Source organism: Paenibacillus sp. YN15 (genome assembly GCF_003285005.1).
GTDB lineage: Bacteria > Bacillota > Bacilli > Paenibacillales > NBRC-103111 > Paenibacillus_AR.
Genome location: NZ_QMFA01000028.1, coordinates 45329 through 63703, shown reverse-complemented (window position 1 = coordinate 63703; position 18375 = coordinate 45329). Strand labels below are relative to the sequence as shown.

The 18375-nt window shown below is 57.4% G+C and carries 8 protein-coding genes; 1 reads left to right on the top strand and 7 read right to left on the bottom strand.

The genetic code is table 11. The annotated features are described in order from the left end of the window. Window positions 1–42 precede the first annotated feature (42 nt). The 4 genes from DQG13_RS20445 to DQG13_RS20430 form a co-directional block, all read right to left on the bottom strand. On the bottom strand, window positions 43–1554 hold the full coding sequence (locus tag DQG13_RS20445) for a flotillin lipid rafts scaffold protein FloT (protein ID WP_113021631.1): 1512 nt from the start codon (window positions 1552–1554) through the stop codon (window positions 43–45). Window positions 1555–1569: 15 nt separating this feature from the next. Next, on the bottom strand, window positions 1570–2094 hold the full coding sequence (locus tag DQG13_RS20440; protein WP_113021630.1) for an NfeD family membrane protein: 525 nt from the start codon (window positions 2092–2094) through the stop codon (window positions 1570–1572). Window positions 2095–2905: 811 nt separating this feature from the next. Beyond that, window positions 2906–5608: a glycoside hydrolase family 2 protein gene (locus DQG13_RS20435; protein WP_181592879.1), complete on the bottom strand. Its 2703-nt coding sequence runs from the start codon at window positions 5606–5608 to the stop codon at window positions 2906–2908. Continuing rightward, window positions 5605–6990, bottom strand: a complete 1386-nt coding sequence (locus tag DQG13_RS20430; protein ID WP_113021653.1) for an FAD-dependent oxidoreductase — start codon at window positions 6988–6990, stop codon at window positions 5605–5607. The genes DQG13_RS20435 and DQG13_RS20430 overlap by 4 nt, the downstream gene beginning before the upstream one ends. Before the next feature lie 111 nt (window positions 6991–7101). On the opposite strand from DQG13_RS20430, the gene DQG13_RS20425 reads away from it, so the two are divergent. After that, entirely contained in the window at window positions 7102–8100 is a 999-nt protein-coding gene (locus DQG13_RS20425) for a LacI family DNA-binding transcriptional regulator (protein WP_113021628.1), read from the top strand. Window positions 8101–8705: 605 nt separating this feature from the next. Here DQG13_RS20425 and DQG13_RS20420 read toward each other — a convergent pair. From DQG13_RS20420 to DQG13_RS20410, 3 genes are all read right to left on the bottom strand, one after another. After that, window positions 8706–8999 (bottom strand): hypothetical protein, encoded by a 294-nt coding sequence (locus DQG13_RS20420; protein WP_113021627.1) that lies wholly within the window; start codon window positions 8997–8999, stop codon window positions 8706–8708. Window positions 9000–9132: 133 nt separating this feature from the next. Continuing rightward, window positions 9133–10017: a metallophosphoesterase gene (locus DQG13_RS20415; RefSeq protein WP_113021626.1), complete on the bottom strand. Its 885-nt coding sequence runs from the start codon at window positions 10015–10017 to the stop codon at window positions 9133–9135. A 208-nt stretch (window positions 10018–10225) separates the two neighbouring features. Next, window positions 10226–18367, bottom strand: coding sequence for a 5'-nucleotidase C-terminal domain-containing protein (locus tag DQG13_RS20410; protein ID WP_113021625.1), 8142 nt, complete (start codon window positions 18365–18367; stop codon window positions 10226–10228). Window positions 18368–18375: the final 8 nt, after the last annotated feature.

Below are 18375 nucleotides of genomic sequence, written 5' to 3'. Positions count from 1 at the left end.
AGATGAAAACCGGCGGAACGCTTCTTTAAGCAGCTTGTTCTGTTATTCCCCGGCGGCGGGAGCTTCCTGAACCGGGACGACGGGTTTGGCGTTTCCTTGTGTTCCGCGTTTGTCCGTGAGCCCCTGAATCAGTTGGTTCAGATCAAGCCCCGACACATCCTTCAGCATTTTGGGGGCGGTGGCCATCAGCTCGGTCACATAATTGCTGACCCGGGCGGCGCCTTCCCCTTTGCCTGTATCCACGACGGTCAATTGGTCGATGGAGCGGATCGGGTCGGCTACCTTGCCTGCCAGCTCCGGCAGCATCTTCACTACAATGTCCAGCACGGCGGCCTCGCCGAACTTCTGGAACGCTTCCGCCAGCTTCTCCTTGGCCTCCGCCTCGGCGAGACCCCGCAGACGGATAACCTCCGCCTCGGCAGTACCCTTGGCCCGCTCCGCTTCGGCAATGGCGAGGCCGTCCAGGCGTTTCTGCTCGGCGTTGGCCTTGGCTTCCGCCTCGATCCGGTACTGGAGGGCATCCGCCTCGCGCATCCGCTTCGCTTTGTCCGCCTCTGCCGCCTGCTCCACCGAATAACGGTCGGCATCGGCCTTCTTTTTCACTTCTGCATCATATTGCTTCTCGCGGACGAGAATTTCCTTTTGCTGCAGGTCGATTTCCCGCTCCTTGCGCACCAGCTCAACCTTCATCTGCTCTTCCACGGCGATCTGCTTGGCCTTGGCCTCCTGGATGAAGTAGGCCTGGTCCGCCTCCGCCTTGGCCGTATCCTGATCCTTCTTAAAGGCGGCCACCTTCAGCTCCCGCTCCTTCTCCGCCTCGGCGATGTTGGTGTCGCGCAGGAGCTCCGCCTTCTTGCCTTCTTCCTCGGCTTTGGCCTTCTGAATCCGGGCGTCCCGGACGGCATCGGCTTCGGCAATCTCGGCATCCCGCTTTACCGCGGCGATCCGGGGTTTACCCAGGGCATCCAGATATCCCTGCTTGTCGCGGACATCCTTGATGGTGAAGGAGACAATCTGCAGTCCCATCTTTTTCAGATCCTTGGCCGCTACCCCCTGCACCTCTTGAGCAAAACGGTCCCGGTTCCGGTAAACCTCCTCCACGGTCATGGAGCCCAAGATAGCCCGCAGATGGCCCTCCAGCACCTCCTGCGCTTCACCCTTCAAGGCTTCGATGGGCTTGCCCATAAACTGCTCCGCCGCTGTAGCCACATCCTCCACAGAGCCGCCGATCTTGATAATGGCAACGCCGTCGGCGATAACCGGCACCCCTTGCTCCGTATACACCTCGGGGGTGGATACATCCAGCTTGTGGGACAACAGCGACAGGAACTGGGACGCTTGGAAAATTGGCCAGATAAATGCGCCGCCGCCTCTTACAATTTTGATTTTGCGGCCGGAGCCGTCATCGGTATCCACATTCTTGGTGCCCAGAAACGAACCTGTCACAATCATTGCCTCATCCGGTCCCACTGTTTTGTACCGGGCCATAAAAGCCAACCCCAGCACCACAATGACACCTACTACAATCGCGGGAATGATCAAAAATTCCGGCATACCTCAATCTCCTTTTTAAAGGTTATTTTCAAAGCGGGACACAAACAGCACGCCGTCGCGCACATCCACCACCACGACCCGGTTCCCCGCCTGAATGGCGCTTCCGTCAAAGCTTTCGGCAATATGGTTGGAATTGCCCGCCCCCACCTTCACCAGCACCTCGCCGCAGCCTCCTGCGGGGATGGAGGTAATGACCTCGCCCAGCTTGCCGGCGAGTCCCTTCATGCTGTAGGCGGTGGAGTTTTCCGTATTTTTCATGGGCAACACATAATACCGTCCTACCAGGAATGCAATAACCGCCGCAATCGCCACAGCGCCAACCGCCGCCAGAAGCATTGGGAACGCCGTGTAGCGCATCAGCATAATGCCGGTTCCGCCGAAGACGGTAATCCCCACCGCCAGCACCGTAGGATTGAGAAAATCCAGCGAAAGAAAATCCAAGGCTCCGTCCAGAGCGGAGCTGACCAGATCTCCAAGCACCACCGTAACCAGCGTAAACAGCACACCGAAGGCAAGACATCCCCAAAACAGCTGCTCCATGTTGTGTCGGCACCTCCTGAAAGTTTTCGCGTCAGCGAAAACTGGCATCGTAAGCATAAGCTGATTTTCGCGTCAGCGAAAACTGACATCGTAAGCATAGATCGGGCTTTCCTTTTGAAAAAAAGCTTCTTCGTCACGTACATCGATTGGCTCTTCACAAACAAATCCATTAAAACCATTTTATTTCTATTTTTGCTAAAGGCTGATATGGATATTATACGACGCAATTGTGAGAAAAGTTTCAAAATTGCAACACCGAACCCAAACTGAGTAAAACGCCTGGGCGTCCTTCGGAGCTGCGCGTCTATCAAGACGTTTGAGTTTGGCGATTGAGTTTGGCGTTTGAGATTTGGCGTTTGAGTTTCGCGGACTCTGGTTCCGTTATTTCGCTAAAATCCGCCCTTTTTTCTCCCCCGCGGACTCACGATCCGTTAAATCTGAAAAATCGGGGGATTCCATGCCTTCTGGAGCAAAATAACGGAACGTCTGTCCGTGTAAATCTGAAAACGGATCACATTCGGAAAATAACGGATTCTCTGTCCGCCCAACTGTGGCGAGGATAAACGCCTATCGGCATCCTTCGACAACCTATGTTTGTCAAGAAGCCGAGCCGCTTCCCGCAGGGCAATCGCATCAGGCCAAGGTAGAGGGGTCGCAGAAACCGGGTTTTCGTATCCAGGTTTTGTGTGCGTCAGAAGGACAAAACCTTCCCGAATGTCCGCTGGAAAGTGGGCATCGCGGCTATAGAGGTCGCTCCGGGTACAAAAAAAGGCACCGCCCCCCGTTTGTCGGAAGCAGTGCCGTTTTAAGTTCAATCCCCCGCGTATGCCAGTTTTACCGCAATATCGGAACCGGCCAGCTGGTCGGGGGCCATGTACAGCTTGATATTGTTCTCGAAGCGCCCGGCGTTCATGTGAAGCGGGTGCTGCGACACCGGCAGCCATACGCCCTCCGCAAGCCGGAGCGCAGCCGTTGTGTTGACGGTATCGTGCTGCACCTCGATTTTGCATAAACCGCCGGTTGCTTCCGCAGCGCGGATGGCCCGCTCCGAGACGCGAACATATACGTTGTAATCGCCGCTGCGGCCGATCCACGGATTGAATTGCACGGCGTGCGCATCGTATGCGCAACCCTCCGGGGCGGCAAGATCGAGGGTGATCTCATCCCCGCCCGGCGCGGACATATACGTGCCGCCGCAGGTTTCCGACGGGGGACCGAGATAGATCGTTTCCCGGAAGCGGACGGCGTCCGCCTTCAGGGCGGCATAGTCGATGCGCAATCTGCGGCTGCCGTCCACACGCAGCGTATACGTATGCCGCCGGGTTCCGCCAAGCGGCACATCCAGCGTAAACGAACCTTCATCCAGCGTCTCGCCGCTGTCCGGGCAAACCGCCGTATACCGCACCGTAACCAGGGTGGAGTCGTCCAGCCAGTCGTCGTTGTGTACGGCAACGGTGCGTTCGGCTGCGAACAGGCCGACATACGGTTTGGCGGAAGCCTGCACGGACAGACGCTTGTCGTAGTCGTAATCGAATACGGCCACCGGTGAGAAGCTGCGCGTCCAATAGTCCACCGGCGAATCGGCGAACCCTTCTATCGGATTCAGCACCACTGGACGGTGGCGATTGGTCCACGGATCATGCAGCGGCATCACCGCAAAGTCGGGATAATAGCCCCTGTTGCCCGTTTCATCGGCGCTCCACCGTATGGCCAGCCGTTTCGCCGCCGGATCGCTTCCCTGGCCAAACGCCTTCTGGAAGGAGTAGTAGGTGCAGATGATTTCATAACCGGTGGTGCGGTGTCCGCGGAAAATAGTCATAGCCTGCAGCACCGCGCCGGCGCGCTCTTGGTCCGTTGGCTGATCGTAGCAGGCATTGTCTTCGTACACATATACCGGCTGCGGCTTCCAGTCCCGGTTGTGCCGCTCGTAAATGTCCGGCGAATAGCCGTTCAGCCCAAAGGCGTACGAGACGCCGGCTGCGGCCATGGAAGCCGATGGATAACGCGGCTTGGCCTGGGTGACCACCAGCAGGCGGCTTCGGTCATGCAAGCGGGCTTCATCGGCCCATTGTTCATTGTAGCCCGATTCGTTGGCCAGCGACCAGATAATAATGGAAGGGTGATTCCGCAGCGTCACGATCATGTCGCGGATTGCGGTGCGCTGGCTGTCCATTGTGCCGATTGCGCCGTTATGATTGCCGTTATTGATGGTGCTTTCGGCGATCATCAGCATGCCTTCCTCATCGGCAATCTCGAACAGCCGCTTCACCCACATGCCCCGATGCGTGCGCAGCACCGTGATGTTCATCGCTTTGGCCGTGCGGATCAGATGGGTCCAATATTGGGCGTTGTACAAATAAAGCCCGCTGGTGCCAACCCCCTCCGTATAACCGTCCTTGCGGGTCGGCTCCACCGATTCCCCGAACAGGCGGACGCGCCTGCCGTTCAGGTAAATGCCCCGGGCATCGTCGTCTTCGCTTTTGACCACCTCCACCTGCCTGAAGCCGAAGCGGGTTATAGAACTGGCCACAACACCCTCGTCCTGGGCAAGCTCCAGCCGCAAATCATACAGGAACGGCCGATGGGGCCACCATAACGTTGGATCATCCCAACGCTGATGAAGCTCGACCGTAACGCTTTGGCCTGCCGGCACGGTTATTTCGGCCGTCGGCTCGAAGCTTAGACTGTGCCTGCCGCCGAGGTGTTCATGGACGTTGGCCTGAATGCGGAAGCTGCGGTCGCCGCCATCCTCATTGCGTACAGTGACTTGGGCGCGAATGTCGCCCTCCGAGACGGAGGTGACCACATAAGCATCCTGAACATGCAGGCGGGGCACGGCCTTCAGGATCACATCATCAATCAGGCCGGTATCGAGATTGCGCCAGCCGCGATCCTTGTTGTAATATTCCGAACGGTCGCCAAGCGGATAGAAGGTGCCGTCCTCCGGCGTGTCAGGCTTGTCTTCGTTAGGGAAGCAGCCGGCGAAGGCCGCCGTAAAGTCCTGCACAACGACAGTCAGACGGTTGGCGGTCGAAGGCGTCTGCACCAGTCCGGTAATGTCCACCTCAAACGGATGTTTATTCAGATGCGTGTATGCCGGGCAGGCGGGATCGCTTACGGCCAGCGTACCATTGACATAAACCCAGCATTTGAAATTGACGCTCATAAATTGCAGCTTGATCCGTTTGCCGCCAAAGCTTTCCGGGATGTCGAAGGTTGTGGCATATTCCCCTTTGTGTACATATTGCCAGAAGTAGGGGAAGTCAAAATCGCCGGTTGCGTCCTCCGACAGCGGGTCCGAGCTGCACGAGGTCCAGGACATCGGCACACGAACGGGCGTCTCGCTGGTCCAGTCGTTGCCCGGGCGTTCGAGGGCGCGGCGAATAAACGTATGGTCCTGACTGGGCGCTTTCCAGCGGTCCGGATGATCCAGCTCATAGCCGAAATAATCCATCGCAATCGGCCGGAACGTCCAATGATCGCCGTTCAGCACCCGCTCTTCGGTGAATGTCATACCCGCATCTCCCTTACAGAGTCCTCGCTGCTGAGCAGAGCCCCGCTTTTCCGCAGCTCGCTCTGAAGCTCGTCGATTGCAACGTCGCTTGGCAGGCATTGATGCTTGACGGCAAGGCCGGCCGCCGTACCCGCCGCTTGCCCTGTGGCCATGCAGCTTGGCGTCAGCCGCGTCGTGGCCAACGCTTCATGGGACGTCGAGATGCAGCGGCCGGCAACAAGCAGGTTGACAATCCCTTTGGGCAGCAGGCAGCGGTAAGGAATGTCATAAGCGCCGTCGCCCTGTACCCAGGCGGCCGTTACGCCTTTGCCGGACGGATCGTGAATATCGATAGGATAGCCGCTTCTGGCAATGCAATCGTCGAAGCTGCGGCCGCTGATGACATCCTCGGCTTGAAGCACATATTGGCCGTCAATCCGGCGCGATTCCCGAATGCCGATTTGGGCGCCGACGGAGGAAATCGAAGCGCGCTCAAAGCCGGGCAAATTCTGAATCATAAAGTCGGCAACCATCCGCACCTGCTTGCGCCCCAGCACCTCCGCTTCGGTCAGATCGATGACGTTGGTGCCGTCCAGCCCTTGCACTCGGGTTGTGTTGACCAATATTTCATCTTCCCCGGGCCCGGTAAAGAACAGCACCTGATCGCGGTTGATCGGCAGATTGGCCGCCTGCCAATGCTTATAGAAACCAAGCACGCCGGACAGCGGCAATTGCGGAAGCTCGTCAACAGGCGTCTTTTTGTAAAATTCCCCGGGATGATCGATCATATATTGCTTGACCCGTCCCAGATCGACGCCGCGCATGCGGAACTTCATCGACATCGGCTGGGTCAGCTTGTCCCCGTCCCGTCCCTGCAGGCACGGAGCGCCGGACAGCCAGGCCAGATCGGCATCGCCGCTGGCATCGATGAACTGCTGGGCGCGCACTGTAATCCGGCCCGACTTGGTGGTAATCGACAACGAAGCAATCCGGTCGCTGTCCACTGTCACATCGTCCACGAAGCTGTGCAGCAGGATGGTTACGCCGGCTTCGCGAAGCATGTCGAAGATGAGGGTTTTGTATATTTCGGGATCATATGGCGTAATGGTATTGACGAAACCGACGGTATCCCGCACATGGCCGGGAGACGCGCCTTCCGCCTGCAGCCGGTCGACGATTTCTTGGGCAATGCCGGCGATCACCTGCTTGCCTCCTTCGGTATGGAAGGTCATCCACGGATAGACCAGCGCAATCGTGGACATGCCGCCCAGAAAACCGTAGCGTTCGATCAAGAGCGTTTTCGCGCCGCTTCTGCCTGCCGCCAACGCAGCGTTGATGCCGGCGGGGCCGCCGCCGCATACGACAATATCGGTATCAAGGATTTGAGGTGTTTGCTGACTCATGTAAACCCTTCTTTCCATCAGTAGTTACCCTTATTATAGAAGCGGCTTTTCCCTTCAATATAGTTTAACTTTAGTTTAAAATAGCATTAGCAAACATGAGAGGGTGCGAAGATGAGCAAGCGCAAGCCGATTACACTTGCCGATTTGTCGGAGGAGCTGGGGTTGTCCGTTCAGACGATTTCCAAAGCGCTGCGCGGCATGCCCGGCATGTCGGAGGAAACGCGCAGCACGGTGATCCGCGCGGCTTACCGCAGCGGGTATCTGTCTCCCCAGCAGGCGCGCGAGATGGCGCGGCAAGGGATTGCGCCTTATCCGATCTTCCGGCTGCGGTTTATTCTGGTGCAGTCCCGGGAGTCGATGAACTATAACCGGCTGCTGCTGGACGGACTGAAGGAGCGTTTCAGCCAATATGACCATCAGTTGGACAGCTTTGTGCTCAATGAGGATTTGTCGCAGCGGGCGTTCGAGGCGTGGGTGGACGAGCATCATCTGCTTCATGCGGATGGCTTGTTTATTGCGCCGCGCCTGATCTCCGGCCAGATGGAGGCAAGGCTGCTGGAGCTGCCCATCGCCAAAGTGCTGATCAACTACGCCAAGCCGTTAACGCAGGTGGACAGCGTGGTTTGGGACGTATGCGAGGCGGTTTGCCAAATAGCCGATTACCTGGTGCGCTGCGGCCATCGCCGCATCCTGTATGTCGGCGATACGATTTCCCAACGGGGATATGTGCTGCGCTGGCAGGCGTACCGCGATTGGATGGGAGAATGCGGTCTGGAAGCGCGGCAGACAACGGCGGAGGCGTTCGCCGACGAATATGAGCGGTACAAACCGACGGCAGTTGTGGTGGGCATTGACGAGGATTGCGGCCCGGTGTACCATGCCTTGAGCCGGAAGGGAGTGGACATTCCCGGCGACTGCTCGCTGGTCGGCCTGATGAACGAAGCGATGCCGAAGCTGCCGGAATTGACGCGTTCGCTGCTGATGATCAAGGAAACCGCCTACCGCGCGGCGGATCGCATCCTGTGGCGGATCGCCCATCCCAATCAACCTTATGAGCATACGCGGGTGGCAGGCAGCTTCTATGCCGGGCAGACTGTCGGCCGCCTGTAAATAGAACAGGAGGCTGTCCGAAAAGTACGCCAAGGTGAATCCATATTCGGCAGAAAGGAGCGGGAGGTAAAGGATTGTAGGAAAAACCAGCTTCGGAAGCATACGTCTGAGGACAAGCGGAAGCTGGCTAACGAATCTCTATCACGCTATTTCGCGAAAACGGGCATGATAAAAAATCTAACGAATCTATATCGCGTTATTCGCCTGGTTGAGCGCAGTTCGGCACAAATTCGGACAAATAGCGATCCTACGATTCGTTAGATTTCAAACACGCCTACCTATAGTCAAATAGCGATGCATAGATTCATTAGCGTTTCTCCCATTTAACAAAAAGCGGACAGAACGTGTTTGAAGCTTTCAAGACAGCCTTTTTCCGGGAGAGATTGGAGCTTGCTGAATATTTATTCCTCCCATTTGACTTTTCGGACAGCCTCTTTTTTGGCGCAAAAAAACCGACATTCCGTTTGCTCAAATGCAAAGGAGCCGGTTCATATGCGTATCGCCTGGATTGGAAGCAACGCTCCGCGCAAGCCAGCCCCCCGCTCAGCCTTTGACCCGGGGAGCTGATCACGCAGCAGCCAGACCAGCTCTCTCCCGGCCGCTCTTTAGATCAGCGCAATGGTGCGGGTGGTTTTGACGGGATAGCTCACCGTAATCGTGTGGTTCTGCCGGTGCCAGGTAATCAGGCTGTCCCCCAGCTCAATAAAGGACTCGGTGCCCAAGCCATAGAACAGATCATCCGACAGCGTGCGCAGGCAATCCCGGCGCTCCCTGGTTTTCAGACGGCCCCACTCCTCCTGCTCCATCTCAAAAAATTCATGGCAGCCCTCTATATCCATCAGAGCGTCTGTCAGCTCTTCGACAATATCGTTGTATTCCCGGTTGAATTTTACTCCCATCGATCCGCCACTCCCCCATCTTAAGCTTGTGTGCATTGCATTATCTGCATTGTACACCAAAAGCGGGAGAATATGCGATAGGATTGCGCACAATGGCCGGAAGCCTCCCGCATCCCCTCCGCCGCCCGCTGCTTCAGACTATCGTATGGATGGTAAGCTCGGGTCTGCACCAAAACCGGACGGGAATGCCCGTAACCCCCACGCCCCGGTTGGTATAAAGCTGGAAAATATCGTTGTTCGGCGGACGGTACAAACCGTCGGGATAACGCTTGGCCCCGGGGACCCGCACCAAGGGCCCATGAAAGGGCAGCCGCACCTGGCCGCCGTGGCTGTGTCCCGACAATTGCAGGGAAATGGGATGCACCATCGTATTCATGGCATAATCCGGCGTATGGGCCAACAGCAGAATAAACTCATCCATGCCCACTCCCTGGAGGGTGGTATTGATATTGGGGCGCCCCCGGTTGGAATCCTCCACCCCTGCCATGGCCATGAAGGCGCCATCCTTTTCAATGCGCACCGTCTCGTTGCGGAGAACCCGGAAGCCGGCATTATGCAGCACCCCGGCCACTTCCTTGTCATTGAAATAATAGTCATGGTTGCCGAGGACGGCGAATTTCCCCAACGGCGCGTCCAGCTTGGCGAGAATGGAGGTCATCTCCTCCCCGCTGGTTCCGATCTTGCGGTCCACCAGGTCTCCGGTAAAGCAGATCAGATCCGGCTTCTCCTTCATGATGCGGTTGACGAGACTTTTCAGACGGCCGGGGCCAAAATGAAACTCATAATGGACATCGCTGAAATGGGCAATCCGCGTGCCTTGAAAAGCCGGAGGAATCCGGGCCAACGCCAGCCGGGTATGCACCACCTGAAGCCAGCGCGGCTCCACAGCCGTCACATAGCTGCCTCCCAAAGCAGCCAGGCCAGCCAGGCCCAGCGCAAATTGGCCCGTTCTCTTCAAAAATGTCCGGCGGCTCATCACACGCGGTTCGGTTCCGGACGGCAGCTCTGTATTCGGCATTCCTCTCCCTCCTCCTGCCTTGCTCTCTCATCTATCTATGCTATGCCTACCATCTTACCGCAATTTACCTTTCATATCCATTGAACCGTTTGGCAGAGAAGCGTTGCGGTGGCGGAAAACCCGGAGGCGGAAATCTGCCGCCCATGCCAAAAGGGCCCTTTGCGGCTGAACCGCAAAGGGCCTCCTTGGATTGCACAGGCTGAACCGGTCAGCCGTTTATAAATTCCACAGCCAGCAGCAGACGCTTCAGCATAACTGCCGCCTCGGCGCGGGTGGCTTGGCGGGCCGGAGCGAAGCGGTTATCCTCCGCTCCCTGAATAATGCCTGCCTCAACACTGGCGGATACGGACTCGCGGGCCCATTGGGGAATGGCGGCCGTATCCGCAAACTGCAGATCCCCGCCTGCCGCAGGCTTCCCGGCAGCCTTCATGGCACGGCTGACCATCACGGCCAGCTCGCCGCGGGTGATCTGAGCCTCAGGACGGAAGGTGCCGTCCTCAAAACCCTCCATCAGCCCGGCCTTCACGGCCGTACCCAGAACGCCTGCATACCAGGCTCCCGAAGCCGCATCCTTTGCTCCACTTACGCCGGAGGCATCCGGCACAAGCCCCAGGGCTCGGACCAGAAGAGCGGCGAACTCCGCTCTGGTAATGGAGGCGTCCGGCGCAAATACTCCCTGCGCCTGGCCGTTCACAACCAGCTTGGCGGCCAACAGCTGCACCTCCGGCTGCGACCAGTGGTCCTTCAGGTCGCCGAACTCGGGCGCCGCCCCTTGGACAATGGCGTAGGTGCTGTTGGAGCTGCGCTTCACCGTGACAACCGTAGTACCGTTTTCGTTCCGGAACACCGCAGGCACGAAGCTGAACGCGCCGGTAGCTTCATCCACCGCTACCGCAGTGGCTGTTGCGGCATTTACAACGCTGTTCAGCGTAAAGGTCCGGCTTACATACACATTGCCAAAATGGTTGACTTCCACCGACTTTCCATTGGCCTCCGCAGTAATGACGTAGGAGACCGGTTCGGCCAGGAAGGTCAGGGACTGGCCGGAGGCAGCCGCCTCCGCCTTATTCCGCAACGCTTGCGGCGCTTCGCCAATCGTGATGCTCACCTTCAGATCCGCTGCCGAAACGCCCAATGCGGCGGCCAACGAAGCCGGTTTGATCACCGACACCGGCAAATCATAGCTGTGTGCGGCAGAGGCTTTAATCCGGATGATGGCGCCCTCCGGGGCATCCGCCAAAGCTCCTGCCGGGAAGCCCAGCTTCACAGTCGCTTCCGGCGCTCCGCTTAAATCGATTACCACAGCGCCGCTTCCTGCTGCCGCAACCGCCTTGCTGAGGCTGTCGCTTGCCAGGGCCAGCACGGATACCTTGCGCCCGTCCGCCGTTGCCTCTTCCTTCATATCCTTCGCTTCAGGCTTCAGCTGCACACCCTCCGCAGTAGTGACAGGCTCCAGCTTCACGCCTTCCTGAGCGGGAGGGATTGTGCCTCCAGGGCTGCTCGGCGCAGGCGCAGTATCGGAATCCCCGGTTTCCGATTCCTGCGTTGTCGCACTGGCAGTCAGGCCTTGGTCTGTAACATTCTCCGAGGTATCCACGGCCTTCACGTGGAAGGTGTATCGGGTTGAGGAGGATAAGCCTTCAACCCGGTAGGCATACAGCCGGGACTCGCCCGCTGTTTGATATACCGAAGCGCTCACCGTTCCTGCCGGAGCATCATCGCGGTAGATGCGGTATTCCTTTATGGCCGCATTATCGGCGGCAGGCGTCCACTGCAGCAGAACGGAGGAGTCGGTAACGTCAACCGCCTTTACCGCAGCATCCTCCGGCCACACCGGAAGCTCTCCGTCATGGTAGATGGCAATCCGCCCTTCCACATCCACATCCAGCGTTCCCTTCTTGGCCGCATAAGCCGCCAGAAGCTCGGCATCGGACAGGGCATCGCCGGCGGACACCAAAGTCCGGGCACCCTCAAACATGGTATAGCCGTCTCCGCCGGTGTACATGTAATTGGACAAGGCCAGCGTATACGTTTTACTCTTATCCAGCGGCTCTCCGTTCAAGGTGACATGCTTGATCCGGCTGCCTGGCTTAAGCGCAGTGTTATAGGCATAGTCCAGCCCGGATACCTGCAGGAAGCGCCCGTTGTTCGTTTCCACCTGGGAAACGCCATTCTCCAACGCATCCCAAATGACCTCGCCGGTTACTTCCACCTTCACAATCTTGTTGCCGTAGGGCAACACGCTGCGGATCGCCTTCAACGTCACATCTCCCTTGGCAATGCTGGCGCGAATGCCTCCGCCATTGGCAAAGGCCGCATCCGTTTTGTAATAATCCCGGTAGGCATCGGCAATCAGATTGCCAATGGCCGTCTCCTGGCGGCGGGACTCATGGGTTTCCCCATAAATAAAATCATGGGCCGCTACCGCTACCTTCGCACCCAGTTTGACCTCCAGCTCTGCCTGATAGCCGGCAGCCAGTTCTGCAATACCGGCGTCCTCGGCTACATTTTCGTCCACCTTTAACACGTGATGGGATAGAGCCAATGTGCCGTCGCTATTGCGGGCAATAACAAGTTGGACAACAGAGCCCATATTTCCCTGGGGGGAGAAAATGTACCTTCTCCCGTCTTCCAGCTCATACACGCCGGTTTCGGTTTCGGATTGCTCCTCCGTAAAGACAGCCGCAATCTCCGGTACGGCCTCCAGCAAAGCCTGATCATCTGCCACCGGCTCCTGGGTCAGGGCCAGAATGATGTCCGGTTGGGCTTCCGCCTTCATTTGGGCCACGGCTTCCTTGGCGGAGGCAATTACCTCCTGCTGCTTCACCCGGCTGTCGCGGATGGTGGTGTCCATGGCGCTGGTCAAGCCGATAAAGCCGACACGAATGCCATTTTTCTCCATAACCTTATAGGTGGGCAGGTCTGCAAAAGGTTTGTCGTCCTCCCCCTTGAGATTGGAGGTGATCCAGGAGAACTGCGACCCCTTGATGAGCTTCAGCGTGTTATCCACACCGCCGTCAAAATCATGCTGGCCGAAATTGGCCAGATCCACCGGGAACCCGTTGAAGGCATCTACCATGGGATGGCCCTTAAATACGCCGCCGAACAGCGTGCCGCCACCCAAGTCTCCGCCAAACGCGGTTATTTTCTCCCCGGCCACCTGGTCGATAACCGTCTTTACTCTGGCTGCGCCGCCACGGTTGCCGTAGCTGTCCACAACCGGCATGATTTCATGGCCGTCGTTGAAGTAGAGGATGGAAACCTGCGATGGGGCAACTACACCCGGCTTCACCACCTCAAGAATTCTTCCTTCCGGAGCATAGCTCAGCGTGCCGCCGAAGCCGGCCACAAAATCCACGGTCGCATCCAGATCCTCCGGACCTGTGACCGGATTCTTGCCGTTCCGGCTGATCTCCACATTCTTGGGGTTGGTCACGGAGGTATACATGTAATTATTGACCACCACCGTGTAATCCTTCGTCTTATCGATAGGCGAACCATCGGGAAGGGTGATGTCCAGCACCTTCCGGTTGTCCGCGTCATCCCTATACCAGGTGTAACGGAAGCCCGCTACATGGAAGTCCGGTCCATATTGGCTGTGGGAGCCCAACTGCGCATTCAGGATGGCCTCCAGGCCTTCCCCGGTGACATCCAGCTTCATCAGCACATTGTTGAAGGGCTGAATGCCATACAGCTCGCCCCAGGTGATCTCCCCCGCATCCAGGTTTTCCCGGACGCCGCCGCCGTTCATCAGGGCGAAATCCGCATTCATGGCCGACTTCATGCCATCGGCAATCATATTTCCCAACGCCCGGTCCCCGTTGGCGCCGATGCCCATGCCGGGATAATCCTTCATCATGGCATTGGCCGTATTGCCGATAATACGGTTCATGGACGGCGCGGCTTTGGTTACATAATGGTCAATGATGGCCTTGACGGCCGGGTCGGCAGTTTGCTGCACGTTATAGACCAGCTCCGCCTCTTTTTTCACAATATCCCCGGTGGTCCGGTCAATCTCCACATCCACATCGGCGAAGGCCTTGCCGTACTCCCACGCCTGAACGATCAGCTTGCCGTCCACCGTTCCGTCCACCAGCGCGTGATTGTGGGCGGCAAAAATCACATCCACCTCATCATCCACCGCCTCGGCCAGGTCTACCGCTTCTCCGGACACAGCTTCTCCCGAACCGGAAGCGGACATGTGAGCCAGCACGACGATGGCCTTCACGCCTTGAGCCTTAAGCTCTACCGCAGCCTGGTTGACTGCCTCCGCCGGATCAATGAAGCTGAGGTCCTGAATCCCCGCAGGCATGACGATGTTGGGGGTTTCCTGGGTGACCACGCCGATAAAGCCTACCGGCACTCCTTCCACCCGCTTAATGACGTAAGGGTCCAGCACCGGCTTGCCCTGGTTCTCACCATCCTTATACACCACATTGGCCGCAAGCAGCGGGAAATTTTGCCCGTTGTAGTTAGGATCACCCTTGGGATGAGAGCCGCCGTTGACCATCCGCAGCAGCTCCCGGGTGCCTTCGTCAAACTCATGGTTGCCTACCACACCCGCATCAAAGCCCATCTGCTCCATGATTTCCACTACCGGCTCATCCTGGAACAGGGCGGAAACCGGCGGACTGCCCCCTATCATATCCCCTGTGTGCAGGAGGAGTGTATTGGGGTTTTGCAGCTCCCGCGCCTTGATGGCTGTGGCCAGATAATCCATGCCGCCGGCGAATACATCCGCCGATTGAACTCCGTCGCCGTCAATGTCGGTTTTGAGCGTGGCTTCCGAATACTTGTCGTTGATCTTTCCGTGAAGATCATTGACACTAAGCAGCTGCAGCTTGATGCTGCCGCTTGTTTTGTCGCCCACAAGATCCATCTGAGCCAAAACCGGATCATGGTCGGAGAGCCGGCCCCGGGATTCCGGGAAGTCAGCGTTCACATGGACAATGTCTACCTGAGAACGGGCAGCCAGACTATTCGTCGCAAGAATATGATCCAGCACCTGGGAGTTGCCGTCGTAGGTGTACGTATACTGCTCATGCTTGGGAAGCAGGTCAATCAGATCGAACATTTCGTTGCCCTTCAGCTTGTCCACTGTGGGCGTAAACTGAAAGTCGTTGAGATCGCCCAATGCTACCACATTGGCATCCGGGTCGGCAGCCAGCACCGACTTCACAAAGCCGTTCACCACTTGGGCGATCTGGTGGCGCTGGGCTTCGCTGACCAGCTGGGGCGGCTGAACGCCGCCGAAGGGACCGTTGTCCCCGGATTTGGAGTTGAAATGGTTGGCGATAACGATGATCTTCTCACCGCGGAATTCAAACTGGGCGGCAAGAGGCTTGCGGGAGCTGCTGAAGGCGGCGTTCTCCGGGGCAATCCGCCCGGGATTTACCGACAGCTTGCCGGATGCGGCGTCATAGACCACCGCTTCCGTGCTTTCCCCCTTCCGTTCCTCGACGCTGGGAGCCAAAGTCACCCTGGCGGGATTGTAAAGGAATGCCGTGCGGATATTGCCTCCGGGCGCTCCTCCGTCCAGATTGCCTGGAGCGGGAGCAACGTCGGTATAGCTGTATGCCGGTCCGCCTGCCGCGGAGATGGCGCTGATCAGGGCAGCGGCAGTTTGGGCAGCCTCAAGGGTACCGTCATTAGTATCGCCGCTGTCATCCTGAACCTCCACCAGACCGACAATATCCGGGGCCTTCAGATTATCGGCAATAGTTTTGGCGATACCGTCAATTTTGGCCTGATCGGTTTTGGCGCTGAAATTCTCGATATTGTAGGAAGCAATCCGCAATTGGTCCAGGTCCGTAACGATTCCGGTTGTCTCCCGCTCGAAGGTGCTGGCGACAATAGAGGGCAAACCCCCGTCGGTCTGAAGATTGCTGTGGGCCGGAATTAACTTGAAGTTGCCGTTGTTGTAGCCGATAACACCGTTGATATCGCCCGCGAACTTGTCGCCGGTGCCCACTTCCTGGCCGGGTTTGCCGTAAGCGATCAGAATCCGCTGGGGATTGTAATTCAGGTATTCCTTCAGGGCCAGACCGCCTGCGGGTGTGACTGCATCGTTGCTGTCATTGTCCACGCGGACAGGAATGTTGTAAGTACCGCTGCTCGCCCAATAAGGGCTGAGGATGGTCGGCTGGGGAGCTGTGACCCGCATGCCCTCCAGGGATTCGAAGAAGTCAATGGCGTCCTCCTCCGGCTGGAACTGGCTGAGACCGTCATTGTCCACGATGGAAGAAGGAATCCGCCGTCCCGCCGCTCCCAGCACTACCGGCGCAGGAAGCTCATTGTCATGCGATACGACCTCCCATTCGGGATAGCTGATCTGGGTGGAGGTCAGATTGCTGTCGCTGCCCTCGTTGTATTCCGCAATCGTCCCACTGACGCGGATCAAGTCGCCGATGGCAGGCTTCTTCGCTGCGTCAGTGCTATAAACATAAATGCCCTCGGAGGTGGCGGGATTATTGTCAGGCTGGGGGTCCTGGATGAAAAAGCCCTTATATGCTCCGCTGCTGAAGGTATAGCCATATTGGGTGACAATGCCTTCGATATCTGTCACTTCCTGCTTGTCAAAGCCGGAAGTATGGGACAAACCCTGGATATCCCGGATGCGCAGCTCCCCATTGGCCAGCGTATAGGCAAAGGTATACACACTGCTTACGTTGCCGCCGGAAACTGCCACCGCTTTGATGGTGGTATCAGCCGTAATGACAATGGGAGCCTGGTACAGCGTGCTGGTTACAGTCGGCTCCGTGCCGTCCAGTGTATACCGGATTTCGGCTCCCGTTGCAGGAGAAGCGAGGGCAACCGATCCGCCGGGGACAATCCGTCCGGCTCCCGGGGTAGCCGTAACGGAGAGCAGATTCTCTACCAAGGCGTTATCGTTAAGCGGAATAAATTGGTAGCCGGTATTGTATTGCTCAATGAAGCCGGTAATTTTCTCGAAGATTTTTCCTGCCGTTATCTTACTGCTGGCAGAATAGATGGAGAAGGTGCCGCCATTCTGCTCCGCCACCCACACGGTGCCGCTTTTAGAGGTGACAGTTACATTCTCCAAGCTGACCAGCTCGGCCTCGTAGCTTTCACCGTTAGCGGCAGACAAGGCCTCATAGGTTACCGTTTGAGGAGCCGGAAGAGGGTAGTTCTTGGACACCACCTCGCCAGGAAGACCTGTCACGGGCTCCAGCTCTTGAAGGCCGTTAAAGTTGGCCATTTTGCCCAAAGCTTCTACATAATCCCCGGTCTCAAAGGCAGGGGTAAAAGAACCGTACAAGACAAGAGCCGTATCATTCTTCTGAATATACGTCTTCTGTCCGTTTACATGAGTAACGACTCCCTCCGTCCAGACGTTGCGCCCCACAGGAGCGGTCCGGGCCTCAGGCAATGGAACCTTTTCCAAAAGCGAGTATTGATACGTAGACAAATCGCTCTGCTCGTACCCAGGCATAGTCGCGTAGGTTTCCACCGTCACCGGTCTGTCCAGAGTGAAACCGGTGGACAGCTGGAAAGCAGCCCCCGGCTCGCCTGCGCTATAAATCTTGGCATATACGGACGCGCCAACCGTCGGGGAGCTTAATGTAATTGGGGTGCCGGTTGGCCATGCGTTGGCAGCAGGCACGGCTGTTACTTGCTGCACCACCACTGCCTGACCACCGTAGGAGGAATTGCGGGGATCAGGCGTCCCCGTGATAAAATCTGCGCTATTGGCGTTCGTGTCCAAGCCCCTGTTTCCGGGCATTCCGGATGCAAGCGGCTTGCGGATCGCGGCCGTAGGGTTGCTCAGGGCAGGAGTGGCGCCAGCGCCCTCGTAAAGAGTGGCGGAACCGTATCCCACAAAATCCACAATGAGGGCATTATTCGCAACGGCGGCACCGTCTATTGTACCTAGTGCATTTGTGCTGGAGACAAGAGCAACCTTGCCATTGGTTCCGCTTAAATCAAGGTTGGTGTTAGAGGCATCTGGCTCAGGCAAGTCTGTCGTAGCTGAGCCGGTGGTCCCTGCTTTTGCTTTAATTAAATAGTAGCCGCCTGGGGCAATAGTTCCACTGAGCGCTACAGAGTTAGAGCTACTGAAACTTCCCGTAGCAGCGGCACTGGCATACTGCACCGACCACCCATCCAGGCTGACCGGATTGCTCGTCGGATTATACAATTCAATAAAGTCGTTCTTGTATATAGCGCCGCTGTTCCCCCCTCCTCCGTAAATCTGGGAAATGACCACATTGGAGTTATCTGGCTTAGCCAACGCTATGCCGGAAGATGGAATTGCTGCTGCGGCAAGCATAATGACCGCCAATACTGCAGCTACCCACTTCCTTGTCTTGTTTGCAACAAGTTTTAGCATGCTCCCTT

What these genes read in the sequence shown, in the direction of transcription:
- DQG13_RS20445 (WP_113021631.1), bottom strand. Translation starts at nt 1,554, where the DNA reads ATGCCGGAATTTTTGATCATTCCCGCGATTGTAGTAGGTGTCATTGTG.
- DQG13_RS20440 (WP_113021630.1), bottom strand. Translation starts at nt 2,094, where the DNA reads ATGGAGCAGCTGTTTTGGGGATGTCTTGCCTTCGGTGTGCTGTTTACG.
- DQG13_RS20435 (WP_181592879.1), bottom strand. Translation starts at nt 5,608, where the DNA reads ATGACATTCACCGAAGAGCGGGTGCTGAACGGCGATCATTGGACGTTC.
- DQG13_RS20430 (WP_113021653.1), bottom strand. Translation starts at nt 6,990, where the DNA reads ATGAGTCAGCAAACACCTCAAATCCTTGATACCGATATTGTCGTATGC.
- DQG13_RS20425 (WP_113021628.1), top strand. Translation starts at nt 7,102, where the DNA reads ATGAGCAAGCGCAAGCCGATTACACTTGCCGATTTGTCGGAGGAGCTG.
- DQG13_RS20420 (WP_113021627.1), bottom strand. Translation starts at nt 8,999, where the DNA reads ATGGGAGTAAAATTCAACCGGGAATACAACGATATTGTCGAAGAGCTG.
- DQG13_RS20415 (WP_113021626.1), bottom strand. Translation starts at nt 10,017, where the DNA reads ATGCCGAATACAGAGCTGCCGTCCGGAACCGAACCGCGTGTGATGAGC.
- DQG13_RS20410 (WP_113021625.1), bottom strand. Translation starts at nt 18,367, where the DNA reads ATGCTAAAACTTGTTGCAAACAAGACAAGGAAGTGGGTAGCTGCAGTA.